Origin of the sequence: Streptomyces deccanensis (assembly GCF_022385335.1) — a bacterium.
GTDB lineage: Bacteria > Actinomycetota > Actinomycetes > Streptomycetales > Streptomycetaceae > Streptomyces > Streptomyces deccanensis.
The window spans coordinates 1,097,450-1,117,501 of the sequence record NZ_CP092431.1; the positions used below are offsets into that span (position 1 = coordinate 1,097,450).

20 protein-coding genes are annotated in these 20,052 nt (G+C 71.6%); 7 read left to right on the top strand and 13 right to left on the bottom strand.

The window, feature by feature from the left end; all coding sequences use genetic code 11:
- The first annotated feature begins 8 nt into the window (after positions 1–8).
- Positions 9–1,364, top strand: coding sequence for a dipeptidase (locus tag L3078_RS05035; protein ID WP_239751150.1), 1,356 nt, complete (start codon positions 9–11; stop codon positions 1,362–1,364).
- A gap of 50 nt (positions 1,365–1,414) precedes the next feature.
- On the opposite strand, the gene L3078_RS05040 is transcribed toward L3078_RS05035, so the two are convergent.
- The 3 genes from L3078_RS05040 to L3078_RS05050 all read right to left on the bottom strand — a co-directional run bounded on the left by L3078_RS05040 (position 1,415) and on the right by L3078_RS05050 (position 3,878).
- Positions 1,415–2,452: an NUDIX hydrolase gene (locus tag L3078_RS05040; protein ID WP_239751152.1), complete on the bottom strand. Its 1,038-nt coding sequence runs from the start codon at positions 2,450–2,452 to the stop codon at positions 1,415–1,417.
- A 171-nt stretch (positions 2,453–2,623) separates the two neighbouring features.
- A complete protein-coding gene (locus tag L3078_RS05045) occupies positions 2,624–2,869 on the bottom strand; it encodes a hypothetical protein (protein ID WP_239751155.1) in 246 nt (81 codons plus the stop codon).
- 76 nt (positions 2,870–2,945) lie between these two features.
- A complete protein-coding gene (locus L3078_RS05050; RefSeq protein WP_239751156.1) occupies positions 2,946–3,878 on the bottom strand; it encodes an ROK family protein in 933 nt (310 codons plus the stop codon).
- Positions 3,879–4,155: 277 nt separating this feature from the next.
- Here L3078_RS05050 and L3078_RS05055 point away from each other — a divergent pair, with 277 nt between their 5' ends.
- Positions 4,156–5,205 (top strand): LacI family DNA-binding transcriptional regulator, encoded by a 1,050-nt coding sequence (locus tag L3078_RS05055; protein ID WP_239751158.1) that lies wholly within the window; start codon positions 4,156–4,158, stop codon positions 5,203–5,205.
- Positions 5,206–5,208: 3 nt separating this feature from the next.
- Complete coding sequence (locus tag L3078_RS05060; protein WP_239751160.1) at positions 5,209–5,988, top strand: hypothetical protein; 780 nt, start codon at positions 5,209–5,211, stop codon at positions 5,986–5,988.
- Between the two features lie 15 nt (positions 5,989–6,003).
- On the opposite strand, the gene L3078_RS05065 is transcribed toward L3078_RS05060, so the two are convergent.
- Both L3078_RS05065 and L3078_RS05070 read right to left on the bottom strand, forming a co-directional pair.
- A complete protein-coding gene (locus L3078_RS05065) occupies positions 6,004–7,851 on the bottom strand; it encodes a serine/threonine-protein kinase (protein ID WP_239751163.1) in 1,848 nt (615 codons plus the stop codon).
- 145 nt (positions 7,852–7,996) lie between these two features.
- Positions 7,997–9,301 (bottom strand): DUF6986 family protein, encoded by a 1,305-nt coding sequence (locus L3078_RS05070; protein WP_239751165.1) that lies wholly within the window; start codon positions 9,299–9,301, stop codon positions 7,997–7,999.
- Positions 9,302–9,491: 190 nt separating this feature from the next.
- Between L3078_RS05070 and L3078_RS05075 the strand changes: the two genes are divergently transcribed.
- Positions 9,492–10,397 (top strand): endonuclease/exonuclease/phosphatase family protein, encoded by a 906-nt coding sequence (locus tag L3078_RS05075; protein WP_239751166.1) that lies wholly within the window; start codon positions 9,492–9,494, stop codon positions 10,395–10,397.
- Between the two features lie 70 nt (positions 10,398–10,467).
- Here the strand turns inward: L3078_RS05075 and L3078_RS05080 are convergent, their stop codons facing one another.
- The 4 genes from L3078_RS05080 to L3078_RS05095 form a co-directional block, all read right to left on the bottom strand.
- Positions 10,468–11,430, bottom strand: a complete 963-nt coding sequence (locus tag L3078_RS05080; protein ID WP_239751168.1) for an electron transfer flavoprotein subunit alpha/FixB family protein — start codon at positions 11,428–11,430, stop codon at positions 10,468–10,470.
- 55 nt (positions 11,431–11,485) lie between these two features.
- Positions 11,486–12,271: an electron transfer flavoprotein subunit beta/FixA family protein gene (locus L3078_RS05085; RefSeq protein ID WP_239751170.1), complete on the bottom strand. Its 786-nt coding sequence runs from the start codon at positions 12,269–12,271 to the stop codon at positions 11,486–11,488.
- Between the two features lie 204 nt (positions 12,272–12,475).
- Entirely contained in the window at positions 12,476–12,985 is a 510-nt protein-coding gene (locus L3078_RS05090) for a flavin reductase family protein (protein ID WP_239751173.1), read from the bottom strand.
- Between the two features lie 190 nt (positions 12,986–13,175).
- Positions 13,176–13,589, bottom strand: a complete 414-nt coding sequence (locus tag L3078_RS05095; RefSeq protein ID WP_239751175.1) for a thioredoxin family protein — start codon at positions 13,587–13,589, stop codon at positions 13,176–13,178.
- 75 nt (positions 13,590–13,664) lie between these two features.
- On the opposite strand from L3078_RS05095, the gene L3078_RS05100 reads away from it, so the two are divergent.
- Together L3078_RS05100 and L3078_RS05105 are read left to right on the top strand one after the other, a co-directional pair.
- Positions 13,665–14,081 (top strand): DUF4395 domain-containing protein, encoded by a 417-nt coding sequence (locus L3078_RS05100; RefSeq protein ID WP_239751177.1) that lies wholly within the window; start codon positions 13,665–13,667, stop codon positions 14,079–14,081.
- Positions 14,082–14,268: 187 nt separating this feature from the next.
- Entirely contained in the window at positions 14,269–14,997 is a 729-nt protein-coding gene (locus L3078_RS05105; protein WP_239751179.1) for a lysophospholipid acyltransferase family protein, read from the top strand.
- Positions 14,998–15,004: 7 nt separating this feature from the next.
- On the opposite strand, the gene L3078_RS05110 is transcribed toward L3078_RS05105, so the two are convergent.
- From L3078_RS05110 to L3078_RS05125, 4 genes are all read right to left on the bottom strand, one after another.
- Complete coding sequence (locus tag L3078_RS05110) at positions 15,005–15,598, bottom strand: transglutaminase domain-containing protein (protein WP_239751180.1); 594 nt, start codon at positions 15,596–15,598, stop codon at positions 15,005–15,007.
- A 75-nt stretch (positions 15,599–15,673) separates the two neighbouring features.
- On the bottom strand, positions 15,674–16,744 hold the full coding sequence (locus tag L3078_RS05115) for a threonine aldolase family protein (protein WP_239751184.1): 1,071 nt from the start codon (positions 16,742–16,744) through the stop codon (positions 15,674–15,676).
- Entirely contained in the window at positions 16,741–17,493 is a 753-nt protein-coding gene (locus L3078_RS05120; RefSeq protein ID WP_239751187.1) for an SDR family NAD(P)-dependent oxidoreductase, read from the bottom strand. The genes L3078_RS05115 and L3078_RS05120 overlap by 4 nt, the downstream gene beginning before the upstream one ends.
- Positions 17,494–17,540: 47 nt before the next feature.
- A complete protein-coding gene (locus L3078_RS05125; protein ID WP_239751189.1) occupies positions 17,541–18,938 on the bottom strand; it encodes a DUF6421 family protein in 1,398 nt (465 codons plus the stop codon).
- A gap of 415 nt (positions 18,939–19,353) precedes the next feature.
- Here L3078_RS05125 and L3078_RS05130 point away from each other — a divergent pair, with 415 nt between their 5' ends.
- Positions 19,354–20,037: a glycerophosphodiester phosphodiesterase gene (locus tag L3078_RS05130; RefSeq protein WP_239751192.1), complete on the top strand. Its 684-nt coding sequence runs from the start codon at positions 19,354–19,356 to the stop codon at positions 20,035–20,037.
- Positions 20,038–20,052 lie beyond the last annotated feature (15 nt).

Sequence of the window (20,052 nt, forward strand, 5' to 3'; positions counted from 1 at the left end):
GCGTGCCCATGCCGTCGAACCCGGTCGCCGAGACCGTCGCCTCGCTGCTTCCCCGGGCGAAGGAGGAGCTCACCGAACTGGTGGCCTTCAAGTCGGTGGCGGACTTCGACCAGTTCCCGAGGAGCGAGAGCGAGGGCGCCGCGCGCTGGATCGCCGACGCGCTGCGCGCCGAGGGCTTCCAGGACGTGGCGCTGCTGGACACCCCCGACGGCACCCAGTCCGTGTACGGCTGCCTGCCGGGTCCGGAGGGCGCGAAGACGGTCCTCCTCTACGCCCACTACGACGTGCAGCCGCCGCTCGACGAGGCCGCGTGGGTGTCACCGCCGTTCGAGCTGACCGAGCGCGACGGCCGTTGGTACGGGCGGGGCGCCGCCGACTGCAAGGGCGGTGTGATCATGCACCTGTTGGCGCTGCGGGCCCTCAAGGCGAACGGCGGGGTGCCGGTCACCGTCAAGGTGATCGTCGAGGGCTCCGAGGAGATGGGCACCGGGGGCCTCCAGCAGTACGCCGAGGCGCACCCCGAGCTGCTCGCCGCCGACACCGTCGTGATCGGCGACGCGGGCAACTTCCGCGTGGGCCTGCCGACGGTCACCTCCTCCCTGCGCGGCATGATCCTCATGCGGGTGCGCGTCGACGCCCTCGAAGGCAACCTGCACTCGGGGCAGTTCGGCGGCGCGGCCCCCGACGCGCTGGCCGCGCTGATCCGCGTCCTGGACTCCCTGCGCGCCGAGGACGGCACGACGACCGTCGACGGACTCGCGAGCGACGGGACGTGGGACGGCCTGCAGTACGCCGACGCGCAGTTCCGCGAGGACGCCAAGGTGCTCGACGGGGTGGAACTGGTCGGCGCCGACACGGTCGCCGACCGGATCTGGGCCCGGCCCGCCGCCACCGTGCTGGGCATCGACGCCCCGCCCGTGATCGGCGCGACCCCGTCGATCCAGGCGAGCGCCCGCGCCCTGATCGGTCTGCGCGTCCCGCCGGGCGTGGACGTCCAGCAGGCGATCAAGCTGCTCGAAGCCCACGTCGTGGCGCACACCCCGTGGGGCGCGCGGGTGAACTGCGAACTCATCGGCCACGGCCAGGCGTTCCGCGCCGACACCTCCAGCCCGGCGTACGAGGCGATGGCGGCGGCGATGGCCGTCGCCTACCCGGGCCAGGAGATGCAGTACGCGGGCCACGGCGGCTCCATCCCCCTCTGCAACGCCCTCGCGGCCCTCTACCCCGACGCCGAGATCCTCCTCATCGGCCTCAGCGAACCCGAGGCCCGGATCCACGCGGTCAACGAGAGCGTGTCCCCGGAGGAGTTGGAGCGCATGTCGGTGACGGAGGCGTTGTTCCTGGGGAACTACGCAAACAGCTGAGCGAACCCGCGCCCCGAAAGGGGCGCGGCGGCGGCGCGAGGAGTCACCCCCTACACAGGAACCCCGGCCTCCAAGTACAGCGCGGCGCCCCGCTCCCGGGCCCGCAACGCCCACCGCAGCCGCTCGTACCGCACCGGCGGCAACAGATCCGCCGCCTCCTCCTCCGTGACGAACCTCCAGGCACGCAGCTCGGGCCCGGGCAGCACGGGCCGCTGCGCGCCGGTGACATCCAGTCGGCCCCCGTCGAACAGCAGCCGCAACCCTCCGTACCTCGGCGACGCCGGCGCCTCCCAGTCGACGACCAGCAGCCGCGGCACCTCGCCGAGCCGTATCCCGATCTCCTCCAGCACCTCCCGCACACCCGCCCGCGCAGGCGCCTCCCCGGCCTCGACGACCCCGCCGGGGAACTCCCACCCGGGCTTGTAGGTCGGATCGACGAGCAGGACCCGGTCCTCCTCGTCGAACAACAGAACCCCCGCGGCGACCGTCTCGGCGGTCGGCTCGGGGGTCTGCACGATGTCGCACACGGGTACGCCGTCGGTGGCCACGGCGTCGGCGATGAGCCGTGCGGTCTCGTACGGGGTGAGGGCGCCGGTGTCGACGAGATGGGCATCCGCGGTGAGCCAGCCGCCCAGCGCGGCGCGGTACGGCGCGATGTGGTCGTACGCCCATTGACGCAGCCGCATCTCGCCGTCGGGGAGGTCGGGCGGAATCTCCCGCCCGGCTATTCGCTCCCGCAGTATCGTTTCGGCCGGGGCCAGGAGCAGATGCCGCACGGGGATGCGGCGGGAGGCGAGCCCGCCGAAGATCTCGTCCCGGTACTCCTGGCGGAGCAGGGTCATGGGGACCACGAGGGTGCCGCCCAGCTCGGCGAGCAGCGCGGCGGCGGTGTCGACCACCAGCCGTCGCCAGCTCGGCAGGTCCTGGAAGTCGCCGACCTCGGCGAGGCGTTTGGCCGGCAGCATGTGTGTCAGTGCGCCGCCGATGACCTCGGGGTCGAAGAGCGTGCTGTTCGGGATCAGTTCGATCAGTTCCCGTGCGGTGGTGGTCTTCCCCGCACCGAACGCACCGTTGATCCAGACGATCACGGTTCCCCCTCTTCTGTTGGCCCCCTGAGGCTTGCCCTCCACTCCGCCACGGAAACCAGCCGCTGATGAGGAGCCGAAATACGACGACGGCGGGCCCCCACCGAATGGGGGACCCGCCGCGGACGACGTGTGGGGGGACGGAGGGATCACCCGCCGCCCACTACCGGCCGGTCAGCCTTCTTTGCCGCCCTTGCCCTCCTGGTCCGCCAGGCCGCCCAGAGCGTCGTCGTCGACCGCCAGGCTGTCGTTGGCGACCGTCTTGCCGACGCCGCCGAGCGTGCCCTCGACGTCCAGTTTGCTGAGTGCGTCGGTCTTCCCGAGCGTGTCGGCGGCTTCGAGACCGTGCGACGGCGTGATGGCCGCGACGACGAAACCGGTGGCGAGGGAGGCGATGGCGAGCATGCTGCGCTTCTTCATGCCCCGCTCAACTGGCAAAGCCCCCGAGGGGTAACGCCCGGTCTTCCCTCAACCCCGGCCCGTCAGCCCCGTCCCGTCAGCGCCGCCCCGTCAGCGCCGCCGCGGCCGCGCCCACCAGGCCCGCGTCGGTGCCCATCGTGGCGGGGGCGATGGCCAGGTCCTGGACGAAGGAGAGGGTGGCGTAGTCCTTGAGGGCGGTGCGCAGGGGCGCGAAGAGGACGTCACCGGCGTTCGCGACACCCCCGCCGATGACCGCGAGGTCGATCTCGACGAGCGTGGCGGTCGCCGCGATCCCGGCCGCGAGGGCCTGCGCGGCGCGCTCGAAGGAGGTCACGGCGATCGGGTCGCCGGACCGCGCGGCGGCGGCGACCGCGGCAGCGGAGGTGTCGCCGTCGGGCCCGGGCCGCCACCCGTTCTCCAGGGCGCGGCGGGCGATATTGGGCCCGCTGGCGATGCGCTCGACACAGCCGCGGGCACCGCACGGGCACGCGTCGCCGTCGAGGTCGACGCTGATGTGGCCGATGTGCCCGGCGTTGCCGGTGGGGCCCGTGTAGAGCTTCCCGCCGAGGACGAGCCCACCGCCGACGCCCGTCGACACGACCATGCACAGCGCGTTGTCATGGCCGCGCGCGGCGCCCTGCCAGTGCTCGGCCGCCGTGATGGCCGCGCCGTCCCCGATCAGTTCGACGGGCAGCCCGCCGGTCACGGCCCGGACCCGCTCGACGAGGGGGAAGCCGCGCCAGCCGTGGATGTTCACGGGGCTGACCGTGCCGGCGGAGGCGTCCACCGGCCCCGCGCTGCCGATCCCGACGGCCGTGGCCCCGCTCCACAGCGGGTCCGCGCCCAGTTCGCCGAGCACCTCCTCGACGGCCCGCATGACGGTGTCGCCGTCCTCCCGTGCCGGCGTCGGGCGCTGCGCGCGCACCAGGATCCGGCCGTGGCCGTCCACCAGCGCCCCGGCGATCTTGGTGCCGCCTATGTCGAGCGCGGCCACGAGGTCGGTCTGCATCAGTGTCAGTTCTCCCGCTGCGAGTCTCCTACCGGGCGCCCGGATCCAGCGACACCCGGATCTCCGGCCGGAAAACTGGCAGCACGACGCTCGCCTGGTGGGGGGCGCCGGCCAGAGAATGCGATAGACAGTCTCCCCCGGCCGTGACAACGTTGTCCAGGCTCTATGCTCGACGACACATCCTCAACAGCCGCACCTTTTCCCCACGGAAGCCCCGCACCCACCTCGCCCCTCCCCGCGACCGCACCCACTGGACGACAGGACAGGACAGCGCACCGTGCCCGACACCGCAGCCGGCATCGCCCGCCGCCCCGAGAACCGCTACGGCAACCGTCCCACGATGAAGGACGTCGCGGCCCGGGCCGGAGTGGGTCTGAAGACGGTCTCGCGCGTGGTGAACGGCGAGCCGGGCGTCACCCCGGACACCGAGCGCCGGGTCCAGGAGGCGATCGAGGCGCTCGGCTTCCGGCGCAACGACAGCGCGCGGGTGCTGCGCAAGGGCCGTACGGCCAGCATCGGCCTCGTCCTGGAGGACCTCGCCGACCCGTTCTACGGCCCGCTCAGCCGGGCGGTGGAGGAGGTGTCCCGCGCGCACGGCTCGCTGCTGATCAACGGGTCCAGCGCGGAGGACCCGGACCGCGAACAGGAGCTGGCGCTGGCGCTGTGCGCCCGCCGTGTCGACGGGCTCGTGATCATTCCGGCCGGTGACGACCACCGGTATCTGGAGCCCGAGATCAGGGCGGGGGTGGCCACCGTGTTCGTGGACCGTCCGGCCGGGCGGATCGACGCCGACGTGGTGCTCGCGGACAGCTTCGGCGGAGCCCGGGACGGGGTCGCCCACCTCATCGCCCACGGCCACCGCAGGATCGGCTTCATCGGCGACATGCCCCGCATCCACACCGCCGCCGAGCGGCTGCGCGGCTACCGGGCGGCCATGGAGGACGCGGGCATACGGGTCGAGGACGCGTGGATGTCGCTGGGCGTCACCGATCCCGAGCGGGTCCGCAGGGCGGCCGAGGACATGCTGTCCGGCCCGGACCCCGTCACGGCGGTCTTCGCGGGCAACAACCGGGTGACGGTCACGGTCGTACGGGTCCTCGCCGAGCACCCCCGTGCGGTCGCCCTCGTCGGCTTCGACGACTTCGAGCTGGCCGATCTGCTCCGGCCGGGCATCACCGTCGTCGCCCAGGATCCCGCCCGGCTCGGCCGCACCGCCGCCGAACGCCTCTTCCAGCAGTTGGACGGCTCCCTCGTCACCCCCGAGCGCATCGAGCTGCCGACCCGGCTGATCGCCCGCGGCTCGGGCGAACTCCCGCCCGCGGACTGACCCTTGGACGCCCCCGACCCCCGTACCCTCGAAGCGCTCGGCCTCGGCGTGGCACCGCGCGAGGACCCGCTGAGCTATCCCGGCGCGTGGCCGTCCGAGTCCGCGCTCCTGGACGGCAACCGGATGCTGCCGCTGGACACCCTCGTCTTCGAGGACCGGGTGCCCGTGCTCTCCGTCGGCTCCAACGCCTGCCCGGCGCAGCTCGTCCACAAGATGGCGGAGCGCGGGGTGAAGTGCCATATCCCCATGGTCAAAGCCAGGGTCACCGGCATCGGGATCGGCGTCTCCGCCCATGTGAGCCTGCTCGGGTACCTCTCGGCGTCGCCGTACCACTCCCCCGGTGCCACCGCCGACCTGTTCCTCACCTGGCTCGACGAGGCCCAGCTCGCCGTGGTCGACGCCAGCGAGGGCATCGATTCGCCGACCGGCAACTTCCAGCGGGCGGCCCTGCCCGCCGCCGACTTCCGTGTCGAGCTGGAGTCCGGTCAGGTCCTCGACCACGCCTGGATCTACGTCAACCGGTGGGGCGTACTGCGCGACGGCGGCCCGGACCCCCGCCCGCATCCGGGCAGCCAGCGCCCGCTGCTGACCGAACTCCTCTCCTCGTCGGCCGAGTTGCGCGCGCTGTTCGGCACCACACCCGACGAGTTCGCCGCCCGGGCGCGCGGCAACCGTGAACTGTGCGCCCGGGGCAGGGAGTTGTTCGCCGAGCGGAGGTGGACGACGGTGTCGGGCCTGGAAGGGTACGTGCGGCCGCATCCGGGGGCCGGGGCCCGGCGCTGACACCGGCCCCCGGTCTCAGCAGACGGGCAGCCCGGGCACCGGGGCGTCGTTGTCGCCGCCCTGGATGTAGACGTCGCTGACGTAGACGTCGGTGTTGCCGCTGTCGTCGTCGGTCCTGGCCCACCAGACGTTGGTCCACTGGCCGGAGGTCTCGCGGCGGCCCAGGTTCGCCTGGCAGTAGAAGTAGTTGGTGCCCTGCTTGAGGATGCCGACCTCGGTTCCGGCGGCGTCGTAGGACTTGGCGGTGGTCCAGACGGTGCAGTTGTACTTGCCGCCGCCGATGGGGTGGCAGACCGGTTCCTCGGTGGTCCCGCCCCCGGTCGTGCCCCCGCCGGTGGTGGTGCCGCCCGAGGTGTCGGAGCCTCCCGTGCCGCCGCCGGTGGTGCCGCCGCTCGCGTTCTTCGACGGCGACGCGGACGCCTCGGGCTCCTTCTCGTCGTCCTTCCGGTCCTTCTCGGTCGACTCGCTGGGGCTCGCGGACTTCTTGTCGTCCTTCTCCTTCGCCGCCGAGTCGTCGGTGAGGTCGACCGTGCCCCGGCTGCGGCCCGGAGAGGGCGTGCCACCGCTCGACCCGTCGTCGACGGAGGACCGGGCTCCCGTCTCCTTGCCGTCGTCCCCGTTCAGCAGGGCGACCGTGACGCCCGTGGCGGCGAGCACGACGGTGACGGCCACGGCGGCGAGCAGGGCGCGGCCCTTGCGCGGACGGCCGCCGCCGGTCGAGGACACGGTGGTGGCGGCGCCGGAGGCGGGTACCGGCGGCTGCAGTGCGGCCGCACCGAGCCCGCCGACCGCCGCGGAGGCCCCCGTACCCGGCCCCGGGAGCGGCTGCGGCGGCCCGAAACCGGGGGTCGCGCCCGTCCCGCCGAACGCGGCACCCGCGCCCGTGCCGTCGAAGCCTCCGCCCGCCGTCGCCGGTCCGAAGCCGGGCGGCACCGAGGGAAGACTGCGCTCGGTCTCCGCCCTCGGCTGCGGCGCCGGGCCGCCCGCCGTCGGGGAGCCGAGCGGGTCACCGGAGGCCACCGCCTCCAGCAGTTCGCGGGCCCGGTCCGCGTCCGGACGCGATTCCGGGCGCTTGTCCATCAGTTGCCGCAGGACCGGTCCGAGGGGCCCCGCCCGCCGGGGTTCGGGCAGCTCGTCGCTCACGATCGCGGTGAGCGTCGACCAGGTGGACGTACGCCGGAACGGGGACGAGCCCTCCACGGCCGCGTACAGGGTGGCGCCGAGGGCCCACACGTCGGAGGCGGGGCCGGGGTCGTTGCCCTGGGCGCGTTCGGGGGCCAGGTAGTCGAGGGAGCCGACGAGTTCGCCGCTGCGGGTGAGGTGGGTGGCGGAGCCGTCGCCCGGGTTCTCCATGGTGGCGATGCCGAAGTCGGTGAGGACGACGCGGCCCGAGCGGTCCAGGAGGATGTTGCCGGGCTTGACGTCCCGGTGCAGCACGCCGACGCGGTGGGCGGCGGCGAGGGCGTCCATCACCTTGGCACCGATCGCGGCGGCCTCGCGCGGGTCGAGCAGACCCCGGTCGCTCAGGACGTCGTCCAGGGACGGCCCGTCGACCAGCTCCATGACGATCAGCGGGCGCCCGTCGACCTCGGCCACGTCGTGCACGGCGACGACCCCGGGGTGCCGGACGCGGGCGGCGGCCCGTGCCTCGCGCTGCATCCGCAGTCCCAGGTCGGCCAGTTCGGGCGCGCCCGCGTCCGTGTAGGTGCGCAGTTCCTTGAGGGCGACCTCGCGGTGGAGCACCTCGTCGACGGCCCGCCAGACGACGCCCATGCCGCCGCGTCCGAGCTGCTCCACGATCCGGTACCGACCGGCGAGGATCCGCCCGGTGCCGTCCGTCTGTCCGTTCGCCCCCGAAGACACCCGCGCCCCGTTCCTGTGACACACCGATGAATGGCGTAAGCCTAAGCGGTCGTCGGGGGCGCTCCGGACCGTCGGCGGAGGCTGTCACAGGACCGCTACGCACCCCGCCGCCGGCCCACCCGTCCGTATCGGTCCGTACCGGTCGCTACTGGCCGGAGACCGTCAGGTCCGCCCGCCTCGGCGCCGCGTAGCCCTCCAGGTCGGCGCGGGTCAGGCCGGTCGCCCGGGACACCTCGTCGATGTCGAGCGCGCCGCAGTCCAGGCCGCGCAGCAGATAGCCGGCGAGGGCCTTGGCGGTCGCGGGCTCGTCCATCACGTCGCCGCCGGCGCGGTTGGCGTACCTGGAGAGGCGGGCGGCGGCCTGTGCGTACCCCTCGCGGTAGAACGCGAAGACGGCCGCGTAGCGGGTCGGGATGTGGCCGGGGTGCATGTCCCAGCCCTGGTAGTAGGCGCGGGCGAGGGCGCGCCGGGTGAGGCCGTAGTGCAGGCGCCAGGCGTCGTGGACCTGGGCGGTCGGGCCGACGGGCAGGACGTTGGTCGAGCCGTCCGAGAGGCGTACGCCGGTGCCGGCCGCGGCGACCTGCATGATCGCCTTGGCGTGGTCGGCGGCCGGGTGGTCGCTGGCCTGGTGGGCGGCGGAGACGCCCAGGCAGGCGCTGTAGTCGAAGGTGCCGTAGTGCAGTCCGGTGGCGCGGCCCTCGGCGGCCTGGATCATCCGGGCGACGGTGGCGGTGCCGTCGGCGGCGAGGATGGACTGGCTGGTCTCGATCTGGATCTCGAAGCCGATCCGGCCGGGCTCCAGGCCGCGCGCCTTCTCGAAGGCCTCCAGGAGCCGGACCATGGCGGTGACCTGCTCGGCGTAGGTCACCTTGGGCAGGGTCAGGACCAGCCCGTCGGGCAGGCCTCCGGCCTCCAGCAGACCCGTGAGGAAGATGTCGAGGGTGCGGATGCCCCGGTCGCGCACCGGCGCCTCCATGCACTTCATCCGGATGCCCATGTACGGGGCGGCCGTGCCGTCGGCGTACGCCGCGGCGATCAGGCGGGCGGCCCGGGCGGCGGCCTCGTCCTCCTCGGCGTCGGCGCGGGCCCCGTAGCCGTCCTCGAAGTCGACACGGAGGTCCTCGATCGGCTCGCGCTCCAGTTTGGCGCGGACGCGGTCGTACACGGCCTCGGCGAGGTCGTCGCCGAGCCCGAGCACGGCGGCGAAGGAGGCCGCGTCGGGGGCGTGCTCGTCGAGGGCGGCGAGGGCCCGGTCGCCCCAGGCGCGTGGGGTGTCGGCGGCGAAGACGTCACCGGGGACGTAGACGGTGTGCACGGGCTGGCGGGTGCCGGGGTCGCCCGGGTAGCGGCGCTCCAGCTCCGCGTCGACGGGGGCGAGGGAGTCGCTGATCTCCTCGCTGACGGCGCCCGCGAGACTCATGGCCACGTTCTCCTGTCGACCCTGCCCCATTCCACACCCTCCATTTTCCGCAGTACGGAATCAACAATCCGCATGACGAAGCTAACGGTCGGTCTTGACCTCGGTCAACACCCTCCGGACGTGGGATTCCCCATGCTCTTCGCCTGGTCATCGCGGATTCGGCGTCTTCTTCCGTATCCATAGGCAAGCTTCATGGTGACTCGCAAGGGGAGGGAATCGCGTGCCGAACGAGGTCGGAGTGACGCGTCGCCAAGGACTCAGGTCCGCGGCGGCCGCCGCCATCGCCGTGCCACTGCTGACGACGGCGGGCTCGTCACAACCGGCGTCCGCCGGTGAGTACGCGGGCGCGCTGAACGTGATGACGTTCAACGTGCGCTTCGCGACCGTCGTCGACAGCACACCGCGCTGGGCCGTTCGCCGACCGGTGATGCGGGAGTTGCTGCGCCGCGAGCGACCGCACGTCATCGGCACCCAGGAGGGGCTCTACCAGCAGTTGCGCATGATCGAGAAGGATCTCGGCGCGCACTACGACTGGATCGGCACCGGCCGAGGGGGTGGCAGCAAGGACGAGTTCATGGCGATCTTCTACGACACCCGCAGACTCGACCCGATCGAGTTCGATCACTACTGGCTGTCCGACACCCCGTACACGATCGCCTCCAACACCTGGGGCGCGGACTGGCTGCGCATGGTGACCTGGGTGAAGTTCGCCGATCTCGCCGACGGCGGACGGGAGTTCTACGTCCTGAACACCCATCTGGACAGCGTCAGCCAGTACGCCCGGGAGCGCTCGGCGAAACTGATCGGCGAGACGATCGCCGGCTGGGACCGCTCGGCACCGGTCGTCGTCACCGGCGACTTCAACGCGGCCGCCCACGACAACCGGGTGTACGACCTGATGCTGGGCAACGGCCTCGTGGACGCCTGGGACGCGGCGGCCTCGCGCACCGAGGCGTACGGGACGTACCACGGCTACCGGGCGCTCAAGCCCGACGGCAGACGCATCGACTGGATCCTCACCTCCCCCGGGGTGACCACGCACTGGGCGGCGATGAACACCTTCTCGGTGGACGGGACGTACCCGAGCGACCATCTGCCGGTGCAGGCCTCGTTGACCCTGGGATGAGGACCCGGACGCGCCGAGGCCCCCGCGACCGGTCGCGCGGTCGTGGGGGCCTCGGACGGCTCGGGGAGGCTCAGCCCTTGCGGGCCTTGATCTCCTCGGTGAGCTGGGGGACGACGTCGAAGAGGTCACCGACGACGCCGTAGTCGACGAGGTCGAAGATCGGGGCCTCGGCGTCCTTGTTGACGGCCACGATGGTCTTCGAGGTCTGCATGCCGGCCCGGTGCTGGATGGCGCCGGAGATGCCGTTGGCGATGTAGAGCTGCGGGGAGACGCTCTTGCCGGTCTGGCCGACCTGGTTGGTGTGCGGGTACCAGCCGGCGTCCACCGCGGCACGCGAGGCGCCGACGGCCGCGCCGAGGGAGTCGGCGAGCGCCTCGATGATCGCGAAGTTCTCGGTGCCGTTGACGCCGCGGCCGCCGGAGACCACGATCGCGGCCTCGGTCAGCTCCGGACGCCCGGTCGACTCACGCGGGGTGCGGCCGGTGACCTTGGTGCCGGTGGCCAGCGCGCCGAAGGTGACCTGCAGGGCCTCGACCGCACCGGCGGCCGGGGCGGCCTCCACGGCGGCCGAGTTGGGCTTGACCGTGATGACCGGGGTGCCCTTGGAGACACGGGACTTGGTGGTGAAGGAGGCGGCGAACACCGACTGGGTCGCGACCGGGCCCTCGTCGCCGGCCTCGAGGTCGACGGCGTCGGTGATGATGCCGGAGCCGATGCGCAGCGCCAGACGGGCGGCGATCTCCTTGCCCTCGGCGGAGGAGGGGACCAGCACGGCGGCCGGGGAGACGGCGGCGACGGCGGCCTGCAGCGCGTCGACCTTCGGTACGACCAGGTAGTCGGCGTACTCGGCGGCCTCGTGGGTCAGCACCTTGACGGCGCCGTGCTCGGCGAGCGCGGCGGCGGTGTCACCGGCACCGTTGCCCAGCGCGACGGCGACGGGCTCGCCGATACGGCGGGCCAGGGTCAGCAGCTCCAGGGTGGGCTTGCGGACGGCACCGTCCACGTGGTCGACGTAGACGAGAACTTCAGCCATGGGATTGCTCTCCTGCGGATTGCGAAGGCGTACGGGGCGGTAAGAGAGGGGGCCTTTAGATGAACTTCTGGCCCGCGAGGAACTCAGCGAGCTGCTTGCCGCCCTCGCCCTCGTCCTTGACGATCGTGCCTGCGGTACGCGCCGGGCGCTCGGTCGCGGAGTCCACAGCCGTCCAGGCACCCTCCAGACCGACTTCCTCGGCCTCGATGTCCAGGTCGGACAGGTCCCAGGACTCCACCGGCTTCTTCTTCGCCGCCATGATGCCCTTGAAGGAGGGGTAACGCGCCTCGCCCGACTGGTCGGTGACCGACACGACCGCCGGAAGGGAAGCCTCCAGCTGCTCGCTCGCGGCGTCGCCGTCACGACGGCCCTTGACGACACCGTCCTCGACGGAGACCTCGGACAGCAGCGTCACCTGCGGCACACCCAGACGCTCCGCGAGCAGCGCGGGGACGACGCCCATCGTGCCGTCGGTGGAGGCCATACCGGAGATCACCAGGTCGTAGCCGGCCTTCTCGATCGCCTTCGCCAGCACCAGCGAGGTACCGATCGCGTCGGTGCCGTGCACATCGTCGTCCTCGACGTGGATCGCCTTGTCCGCGCCCATCGACAGCGCCTTGCGCAGCGCGTCCTTGGCGTCCTCCGGACCCACGGTCAGCACGGTGATCTCGGCGTCGTCGGCCTCGTCGGCGATCTGCAGCGCCTGCTCGACGGCGTACTCGTCCAGCTCGGAGAGCAGACCGTCCACGTCGTCACGGTCGACGGTCAGGTCATCGGCGAAGTGCCGGTCGCCAGTGGCGTCGGGCACGTACTTCACAGTGACAACGATCCTCAAGCTCACGCCGGCTCTCCTACTGCATCGTCATTTCTGGGCTGCCTTCTTCCAGGCAGCATAGGCGCCTGAAGCGGCCGATCCCGACCGGGGCGACCCGCGCTCCGGTCGAAATATTACTCGCCAGTACGACACCTACGTTCCCGCATGTCGTGCCCGCTAAGCAAGCGCTTTGAACTGTGAGTTAGGCAACCCTGCGTAGTCGGGCGGGAATCAGTCTCGCAGACCGTTGAAGCGGCCCTGGTGGTACAGCAGCGGCCGGCCGTCGCCCGAGGGGTCGCCCACGACGACCTCGGCGAGGACGATGCGGTGCTCCCCGGCCGGGACGCGCGCCACCACCCGGCAGACCAGCCAGGCGAGCACGTCGTCGAGCACGGGAACTCCCTCCGGACCGCTACGCCATCCGGTGGGCGCCCCGAACCGGTCCGCCCCGCTGCGGGCGAAGGTGGCCGCCAGCTCCCGCTGGTGCTCCCCGAGTATGTGCACGCCGATGTGCTCGGCCTCGGAGATCACCGGCCAGCTGGACGCGCCGGTGCCGATGCCGAACGAGAGCAGCGGGGGGTCGGCGGAGACCGAGCTGAGCGAGGTGGCGGTGAAGCCGACCGGGCCGCCGGCTCCCCGGGCCGTGATCACCGCCACACCGGCGGCGTGGCGACGGAAGACGGAGCGCAGGAGGTCGGGGGAGGCGAGCTGGGGCGAACCGAGGCCGGAGGTGGCCGTCATGGAGCTGTCCTTCTGCTGGAGTCGACGTACGGGTCCGTGAGAGCTCAGGTTCCCGGACAGCGCGAGCTCGCCGTGCGGACCAGGAACGCCCGGGACATGACGTCGCGCTCGAAGCGAAGGGTTGCTCGGGACATACGGTCAGGCTGACGATGGGTGACGCGTACAGTCAAGTGCGTTCCGGAATGCGGCTTCACACGGCCTCCCCCAGCGCGGCGATCACATCCGCCTTGCGCGGCTGACCGGTTGCCCTGCGCACGATCCGGCCGTCGGCGTCGAGCACGAGCACGGTCGGTGTCTTGAGGATGTCGAGCCGGCGCACGAGGTCCAGGTGTTCCTCGGCGTCGATCTCCACATGGGCGACGCCCGGAACCATTCCGGCCACGTCGGCGAGGACCCTGCGGGTCGCCCGGCAGGGGGCGCAGAACGCGCTGGAGAACTGCACCAGCGTGGCCCGTTCGCCGAGCCCCTCCCCCAACTCCGCCGCGCCGACCCGCTTGTCGCCGTCCCGCCCGCGCACCCTGACTCTCCCGCTCCGCCGCCGATGCAGCACTCCGTAGACGCTCGCCGCCGCGAGCACCAGCCCACACACCACAAGTCCGGTCACAGCGTGCTTCAGCGTTCACGAGACCGCAAAGATTCCCCCCTCCCCACGGAGATTGGCTTGCGGAATGCTTGACGCATGGACATCGATGTGAGGGGCCCGCGCTTCGGGGCCGCCGTGACGACCGTGGTGCTGGCGGTCGCGCTGATCACCGGCAGCGCCTGGCTCCTGGCCTGGCAGACGTTCGCGTTCGCGCTGGGTGCGGCGGGCGGGGTGGGGCGTTCGCCCTACGGCTGGGTCTTCCGCACGCTCGTCCGACCGCGCCTCGGTCCGCCGACGGAGTTCGAGGCGCCGGAGCCGCCGCGGTTCGCGCAGGCGGTCGGGCTGGTCTTCGCGCTGGTGGGCCTGGTCGGGTTCACGGCCGGGCCCGCGTGGCTGGGCCTCGCGGCGACCGGCGCGGCCCTCGCCGCGGCCTTCCTCAACGCCGTGTTCGGGTACTGCCTGGGGTGCGAGATGTATCTGCTCGTCCGGCGGGCGAGCGTACGCGCGCGGTGACGGTCGGGTGAACGCCCGGCGGGTCGATCGTGTGTCCGACGTGACGAGAATCTCGCCCCTGGCCGGCACCAAGACTGGCTACTCGTACGTTCTTGGGGCACGATCTGCGAGATGCCGTAAACCTACGGCTGCGTAACCTCCCGCCGGGAGACCCATTCCCAGGCAGAGAGAAGGGTCCACTCCGCCCATGGCCGAGCTTGTCTACCGTCCCGCGATCGGTCTCGCCCAGACCCTGTTCAAGGTCTGGGACCTGAAGATCGACCTCAAGGGTTCGGAGAACATCCCGCGCCAGGGCGGCGCCGTGCTGGTGAGCAATCACATCAGCTACCTGGACTTCATCTTCGACGGCCTGGCGGCGCTTCCGCAGAAGCGCCTGGTGCGCTTCATGGCCAAGGAGTCGGTGTTCCGGCACAGGATCTCCGGTCCGCTGATGCGCAACATGCGGCACATTCCGGTGGACCGCAAGCAGGGCGAGACGGCCTACGCGCACGCGCTGGACTCGCTGCGTTCCGGTGAGATCATCGGCGTCTTCCCCGAGGCCACCATCTCGCAGTCGTTCACGCTGAAGAGCTTCAAGTCGGGCGCCGCCCGGCTGGCCCAGGAGGCGGGCGTCCCGCTGATCCCGATGGCCGTGTGGGGCACACAGCGGCTGTGGACCAAGGGTCACCCGCGCAACTTCAAGCGCAGCCACACCCCGATCACCATCCGGGTCGGTGAGGCGATAGAGGCCTCGAAGGACAAGTACGCGGGCGCCATCACCCGCCAACTCCGCGAGCGGGTGCAGGAGTTGCTGGAGGCGGCCCAGCGCGCCTACCCGGTCCGCCCCAAGGGCCCGGACGACACCTGGTGGATGCCCGCCCACCTCGGCGGCACGGCCCCGACCCCGGAGCAGGTCCGCGAGGCCGAGGCCCGCTGACCCGGCGCTAGAGCGCCTCGGGGAGCGTCCTCCACAGCTGCCGCCGGTCCGGGGCCGCGCGGAGGGCGCCGAGCACGGCCGGGTGCGGTGCGGCGTGGAGGGTCGGATAGTCCACCTCGCCCAGGGCCGGGTCGGGCACCCAGGCCAGCCGCTCCCCGGTCAGTGAGAAGCGGGCGTCCACACCCGGCTTGTTCCCCCGGGGGTCCTGGCGGTGCCAGGCGCCGTTGAAGCGCACGGCGACCAGTCCGTGGACGGCGTGTCCGTCACCGTCGTCGTGCGCCAGCCGCTGGTAGCAGAGCGCGGTCGGGATGTCCTCGGCCCGCAGCAGGGCGGCCAGGGCGTGGGCCTTGGCGTAGCAGATCCCGGTGCGCTGTTCGAGGACGTCGGAGGCGCGCCAGGTGACGCGCGGATCATCGGCGTCCTGGGAGTGCGGGATGCCGTCGCGCACGTACTCGAAGGCCGCCTGTGCATAGCCATACGAGTCCGCCACCGTCTCGGCGAGGTGCGCGGCCGTCTGCCGTACCCGCGGATGGTGATGGTCGATGACCTCGTCGGCCACCAGATAGGCGGACAGGTCGGGGGTTTGTTGGATCAGCTCCATGCCCACAGAGCATAGGAAAACGATCACCCGAGAGTCAATGACTTTTCGGGTGACCGTATATCTATGCACGCTCCGTCAGCGGGCCATCTCCTCCTTGAGGGCCGCGACGAACCCGTCCACGTCCTCCTCCGTCGTGTCGTACGAGCACATCCAGCGGACGTCACCGGCCGCCTCGTCCCAGAAGTAGAAGCGGAAGCGCTTCTGCAGCCGCTCGCTCACGTCGTGCGGGAGGCGGGCGAAGACGGCGTTGGCCTGCACCGGGTACAGGATCTCGACGCCGTGGACCGCGCGGACGCCCTCGGCGAGCCGCTGGGCCATCTCGTTGGAGTGGCGGGCGTTGCGCAGCCACAGATCCTTCGCCAGCAGGGCCTCCAACTGCACCGACACGAAGCGCATCTTGGACGCGAGCTGCATGGAGAGCTTGCGCAGGTGCTTCATCCTGCGGACGGCGTCCTGGTTGATCACGACGACCGCCTCGCCGAACATCGCACCGTTCTTGGTGCCGCCCAGGGAGAGCAGGTCCACGCCGACCGCGTTGGTGAACGTCCGCATCGGCACGTCCAGGGAGGCGGCGGCGTTCGCTATCCGCGAGCCGTCCAGGTGCACCTTCATGCCGTGCGCGTGGGCGTGGTCGCAGATCGCGCGGATCTCCTCGGGCGTGTAGAGGGTGCCGAGTTCGGTGCTCTGGGTGATCGAGACGACCTGCGGCATGGCGCGGTGCTCGTCGTCCCAGCCGTACGCCTGCCGGTCGATGAGCTCGGGGGTGAGCTTGCCGTCGGGCGTGGGCACGGTGAGCAGCTTCAGTCCGCCGACCCGCTCGGGCGCCCCGCACTCGTCGACGTGGATGTGCGCGCTCTCGGCGCAGATCACCGCGCCCCAGCGGTCGGTGACCGCCTGGAGCGCGACGACGTTCGCGCCGGTGCCGTTGAAGACGGGGAACGCCTCGGCGGTGGCGCCGAAGTGGCTGCGGACGATCCGCTGGAGGTTCTCGGTGTAGTCGTCCTCGCCGTAGGAGACCTGGTGCCCGCCGTTGGCCAGGGCCAGGGCGGCGAGCACCTCGGGGTGGACCCCCGCGTAGTTGTCGCTGGCGAAGCCGCGGACCTCCGGGTCGTGATGGCGTCGGGCGTCGGTCTTCGGAGGGTTCACGGCTTGTCGGTCAGCCACAGACGGTGTCCGTTCACTTCGGCGGCGGGCTTGTCCCAGACCCCGGCGATGGCCTCGGCCAGCTCCTTGACGTCGGTGAAGCCCGCGAACTTCGCGTTGGGGCGGTCGGCGCGCATCGCGTCGTGCACCAATGCCTTCACCACCAGGATGGCAGCCGCGGAGGTCGGTCCCTCCGGGCCGCCCGCCTTGCGGAAGTAGTCGGCCGTGGCGAGCGTCCACGCCTCGGCGGCGGCCTTGGCGGCGGCGTAGGCGGCGTTGCCGGCGGTGGGCTTGCTGGCGCCGGCCGCGCTGATCAGCACGTACCGGCCGCGCTCGCTGCGCTGCAGGGCCTCGTGGAAGGCGAGGGAGGTGTGCTGCACGGTGCGGATCAGCAGCATCTCCAGGAAGTCCCAGTCGTCGAGGCTGGTCCTGGTGAAGGTCTCGCTGCCGCGCCAGCCGCCGACGAGGTGGACGAGGCCGTCGACCCGGCCGAAGTCCTTCTCGATGCGGGTGGCCCAGTCACGGGTGGACTGCAGGTCGAGCAGGTCGACCGTGTCGCCGACGACGGTGGCGCCACCGTGCGCGTAGCGGGCCGCGTCCACGGCCTCGGAGAGCCGCTCGGGGTCGTTGTCGGAGCCGACGACGATCGCCCCCGCGTCGGCCAGCCGCAGCAGGGCCGCCCGGCCGGCGGGTCCGCCCGCGCCGGCCACCGCGATCACCGCGCCGCTCAGTGCACCGTTGCCGTTCTGCATGGTCTTCGCCTCCTGGGCAGCGACTGTGACGTCTGCGAGCCGGGCGGTCACGCGGCGACCCGCTCGGTGTCCGCCGCGGTGATGCCCTTGGTGGAGGCGATCACGGTCTTGAGCTTCTTGGCGAGCGCCTCATAGAACATGCTGAGCGGAAACTCGTCCGGAAGCACGTCGTCGACGAGTTTCCGCGGCGGCTGCGTCAGATCCAGGGCGTCCGGGCCCTTGGCCCAGCGGGAGCCGGGGTGCGGGGCGAGGTAGGTGGAGACCAGCTCGTACCCGGCGAACCAGTGGACGAGCTTCGGGCGGTCGATGCCGTCGCGGTAGAGCTGCTCGATGTCGGCGCAGAGCTGGTTGGTGACCTGCGGGGCGCGCCGCCAGTCGATGTGCAGCTTGTTGTCGGTCCAGCGGACGACGTCGTGCTTGTGCAGGTAGGCGAAGAGGAGCTGGCCGCCGAGACCGTCGTAGTTGCGGACCCGCTCACCGGTGACCGGGAAGCGGAACATCCGGTCGAAGAGGACCGCGAACTGCACGTCACGGGCTTGCGCGACGCCTTCGGCCTCCAGCTTCACGGCCTCCTTGAAGGCGGTCAGGTCGCAACGCAGCTCCTCCAGGCCGTACATCCAGAACGGCTGGCGCTGCTTGATCATGAACGGGTCGAAGGGCAGGTCACCGTGGCTGTGGGTGCGGTCGTGAACCATGTCCCACAGGACGAAGGCCTCCTCGCAGCGGGTCTGGTCGTGGACCATCGCGGCGACGTCCTCGGGCAGCTCCAGGCCGAGGATGTCGACGGCGGCGTCGGTGACCCGGCGGAAGCGGGCGGCCTCGCGGTCGCAGAAGATGCCACCCCAGGAGAATCGTTCCGGCGCCTCGCGCACGGCGATGGTCTCCGGGAAGAGCACGGCGGAGTTGGTGTCGTAGCCCGCCGTGAAGTCCTCGAACTTGATGCCGCAGAACAGCGGGTTGTCGTACCGGGTGCGCTCCAGCTCGGCCAGCCACTCGGGCCAGACCATGCGCAGCACGACCGCTTCGAGGTTGCGGTCGGGGTTGCCGTTCTGCGTGTACATCGGGAACACGACCAGGTGCTGGAGGCCGTCCGCGCGGTTGGCGGCCGGCTGGAAGGCGAGCAGCGAGTCGAGGAAGTCGGGCACCTCGAAGCCCCCGTCGGCCCAGCGCCTCAGGTCCTGGACGAGCGCCTCGTGGTAGGCGGCGTCGTGCGGCAGCAACGGGGACAGCGCCTCGACGGCCTCGACGATCTCCCGTACGGCCTGCTCGGCGGCGGCCTGAGCGGGGGCCCGCTCCGCGTCGAAGTCGATGGAGCCGTCCTTCGACTGCCATGGCCGGATCCGCTCCACGGCATCCTTGAGCACGGGCCAGGCCGGATGCTCCACCACCCTACCGACCGAAGGAACAACGCCCTCCACGCCCATCTGCACAAGAATTTCCGTCATGACCCATCCTCCACGGGAGAACCTTTCGTAAGGACACCGTACGTAGCGAGGCTTCCTCACCGCAAGACCGATCATGAGCGGCCCAGCCGGAAATCTTCCCGCCACTCCCGGCACCTAACCGCTGAATCTCCTGTCACACGCGTCGTAGGTCACACTTCGTGCGTCGGGGTCTCCGCGCGGAGGGCACCCAGGGTCAACGCGCACCGGACTCGCCCACTCAGGGATGACCTGATCGGTGCGGGCCAGGTGCGGAAACGGTCCTGTTCCCCGACGTGACACGGGGTGACACGACCCGAAAGGGCCCGTGCACATGCGGATGCATCGCACGGCGGGAGGACTACGCTGCGCCCCAGCCGCGTGCCGCCCCTCCCCCGGTCGCGCGGTCCGAGCCGCCGTCGACGGAAGCGAGTCCACCTTGAACTTCCTCACCATCGGTCACCGCGGAGTCATGGGTGTCGAACCCGAGAACACCCTCCGTTCCTTCGTGGCCGCCGATCGCGCGGGCCTCGACGTCATCGAACTCGATCTGCATCTGAGCAAGGACGGCGCGCTCGTCGTCATGCACGACGCGGATGTGGACCGGACGACGGACGGCACGGGCCCGATCGCCGACAAGACCCTCGCCGAGCTGCGCGCCCTGGACGCGGGCCGCGGCGAGCGCGTGCCCACCTTCGAGGAGGTCCTGGACGCGGTACGGGCGCCGCTCCAGGCCGAGATCAAGGACACGGCGGCGGCCCGCGCCCTCGCCGAGGTCATGCACCGGCGCGACCTGGTCGGACGGGTCGAGGTGCTGTCCTTCCACGACGAGGCGGTCGCCGAGATCGCCCGTCTCGTGCCGGGCGTCCGTACCGCGCTGGTCGCCAGCCGCTTCGGCACCGACGTCGTGGACCGGGCGGTGGCGGTGGGCGCCGCCACCCTGGTGCTGAACATCCGGCGGCTGACGCTGGAGGTCGTCGAGAAGGCCCGCAAGGCGAACCTGCGGATCATCGGCTGGGTGGTGAACACCCAGGACCATCTGCGCCTGGTCCGCGCCCTCCAGCTGGACGGCGCGACGACCGACTACCCGGACATCAAACGCACGGGCCGCTTCACCGCCTGACCCCCGCGCCCCGCC

Coding starts and splice junctions, on each gene's coding strand:
- L3078_RS05120 (WP_239751187.1), bottom strand. CDS start 17,493: ATGCAGAACGGCAACGGTGCACTGAGCGGCGCGGTGATCGCGGTGGCC.
- L3078_RS05045 (WP_239751155.1), bottom strand. CDS start 2,869: ATGAAGAAGCGCAGCATGCTCGCCATCGCCTCCCTCGCCACCGGTTTC.
- L3078_RS05090 (WP_239751173.1), bottom strand. CDS start 12,985: ATGACGGCCACCTCCGGCCTCGGTTCGCCCCAGCTCGCCTCCCCCGAC.
- L3078_RS05035 (WP_239751150.1), top strand. CDS start 9: ATGCCGTCGAACCCGGTCGCCGAGACCGTCGCCTCGCTGCTTCCCCGG.
- L3078_RS05105 (WP_239751179.1), top strand. CDS start 14,269: ATGGCCGAGCTTGTCTACCGTCCCGCGATCGGTCTCGCCCAGACCCTG.
- L3078_RS05080 (WP_239751168.1), bottom strand. CDS start 11,430: ATGGCTGAAGTTCTCGTCTACGTCGACCACGTGGACGGTGCCGTCCGC.
- L3078_RS05070 (WP_239751165.1), bottom strand. CDS start 9,301: ATGGGGCAGGGTCGACAGGAGAACGTGGCCATGAGTCTCGCGGGCGCC.
- L3078_RS05125 (WP_239751189.1), bottom strand. CDS start 18,938: ATGACGGAAATTCTTGTGCAGATGGGCGTGGAGGGCGTTGTTCCTTCG.
- L3078_RS05110 (WP_239751180.1), bottom strand. CDS start 15,598: ATGGAGCTGATCCAACAAACCCCCGACCTGTCCGCCTATCTGGTGGCC.
- L3078_RS05100 (WP_239751177.1), top strand. CDS start 13,665: ATGGACATCGATGTGAGGGGCCCGCGCTTCGGGGCCGCCGTGACGACC.
- L3078_RS05050 (WP_239751156.1), bottom strand. CDS start 3,878: ATGCAGACCGACCTCGTGGCCGCGCTCGACATAGGCGGCACCAAGATC.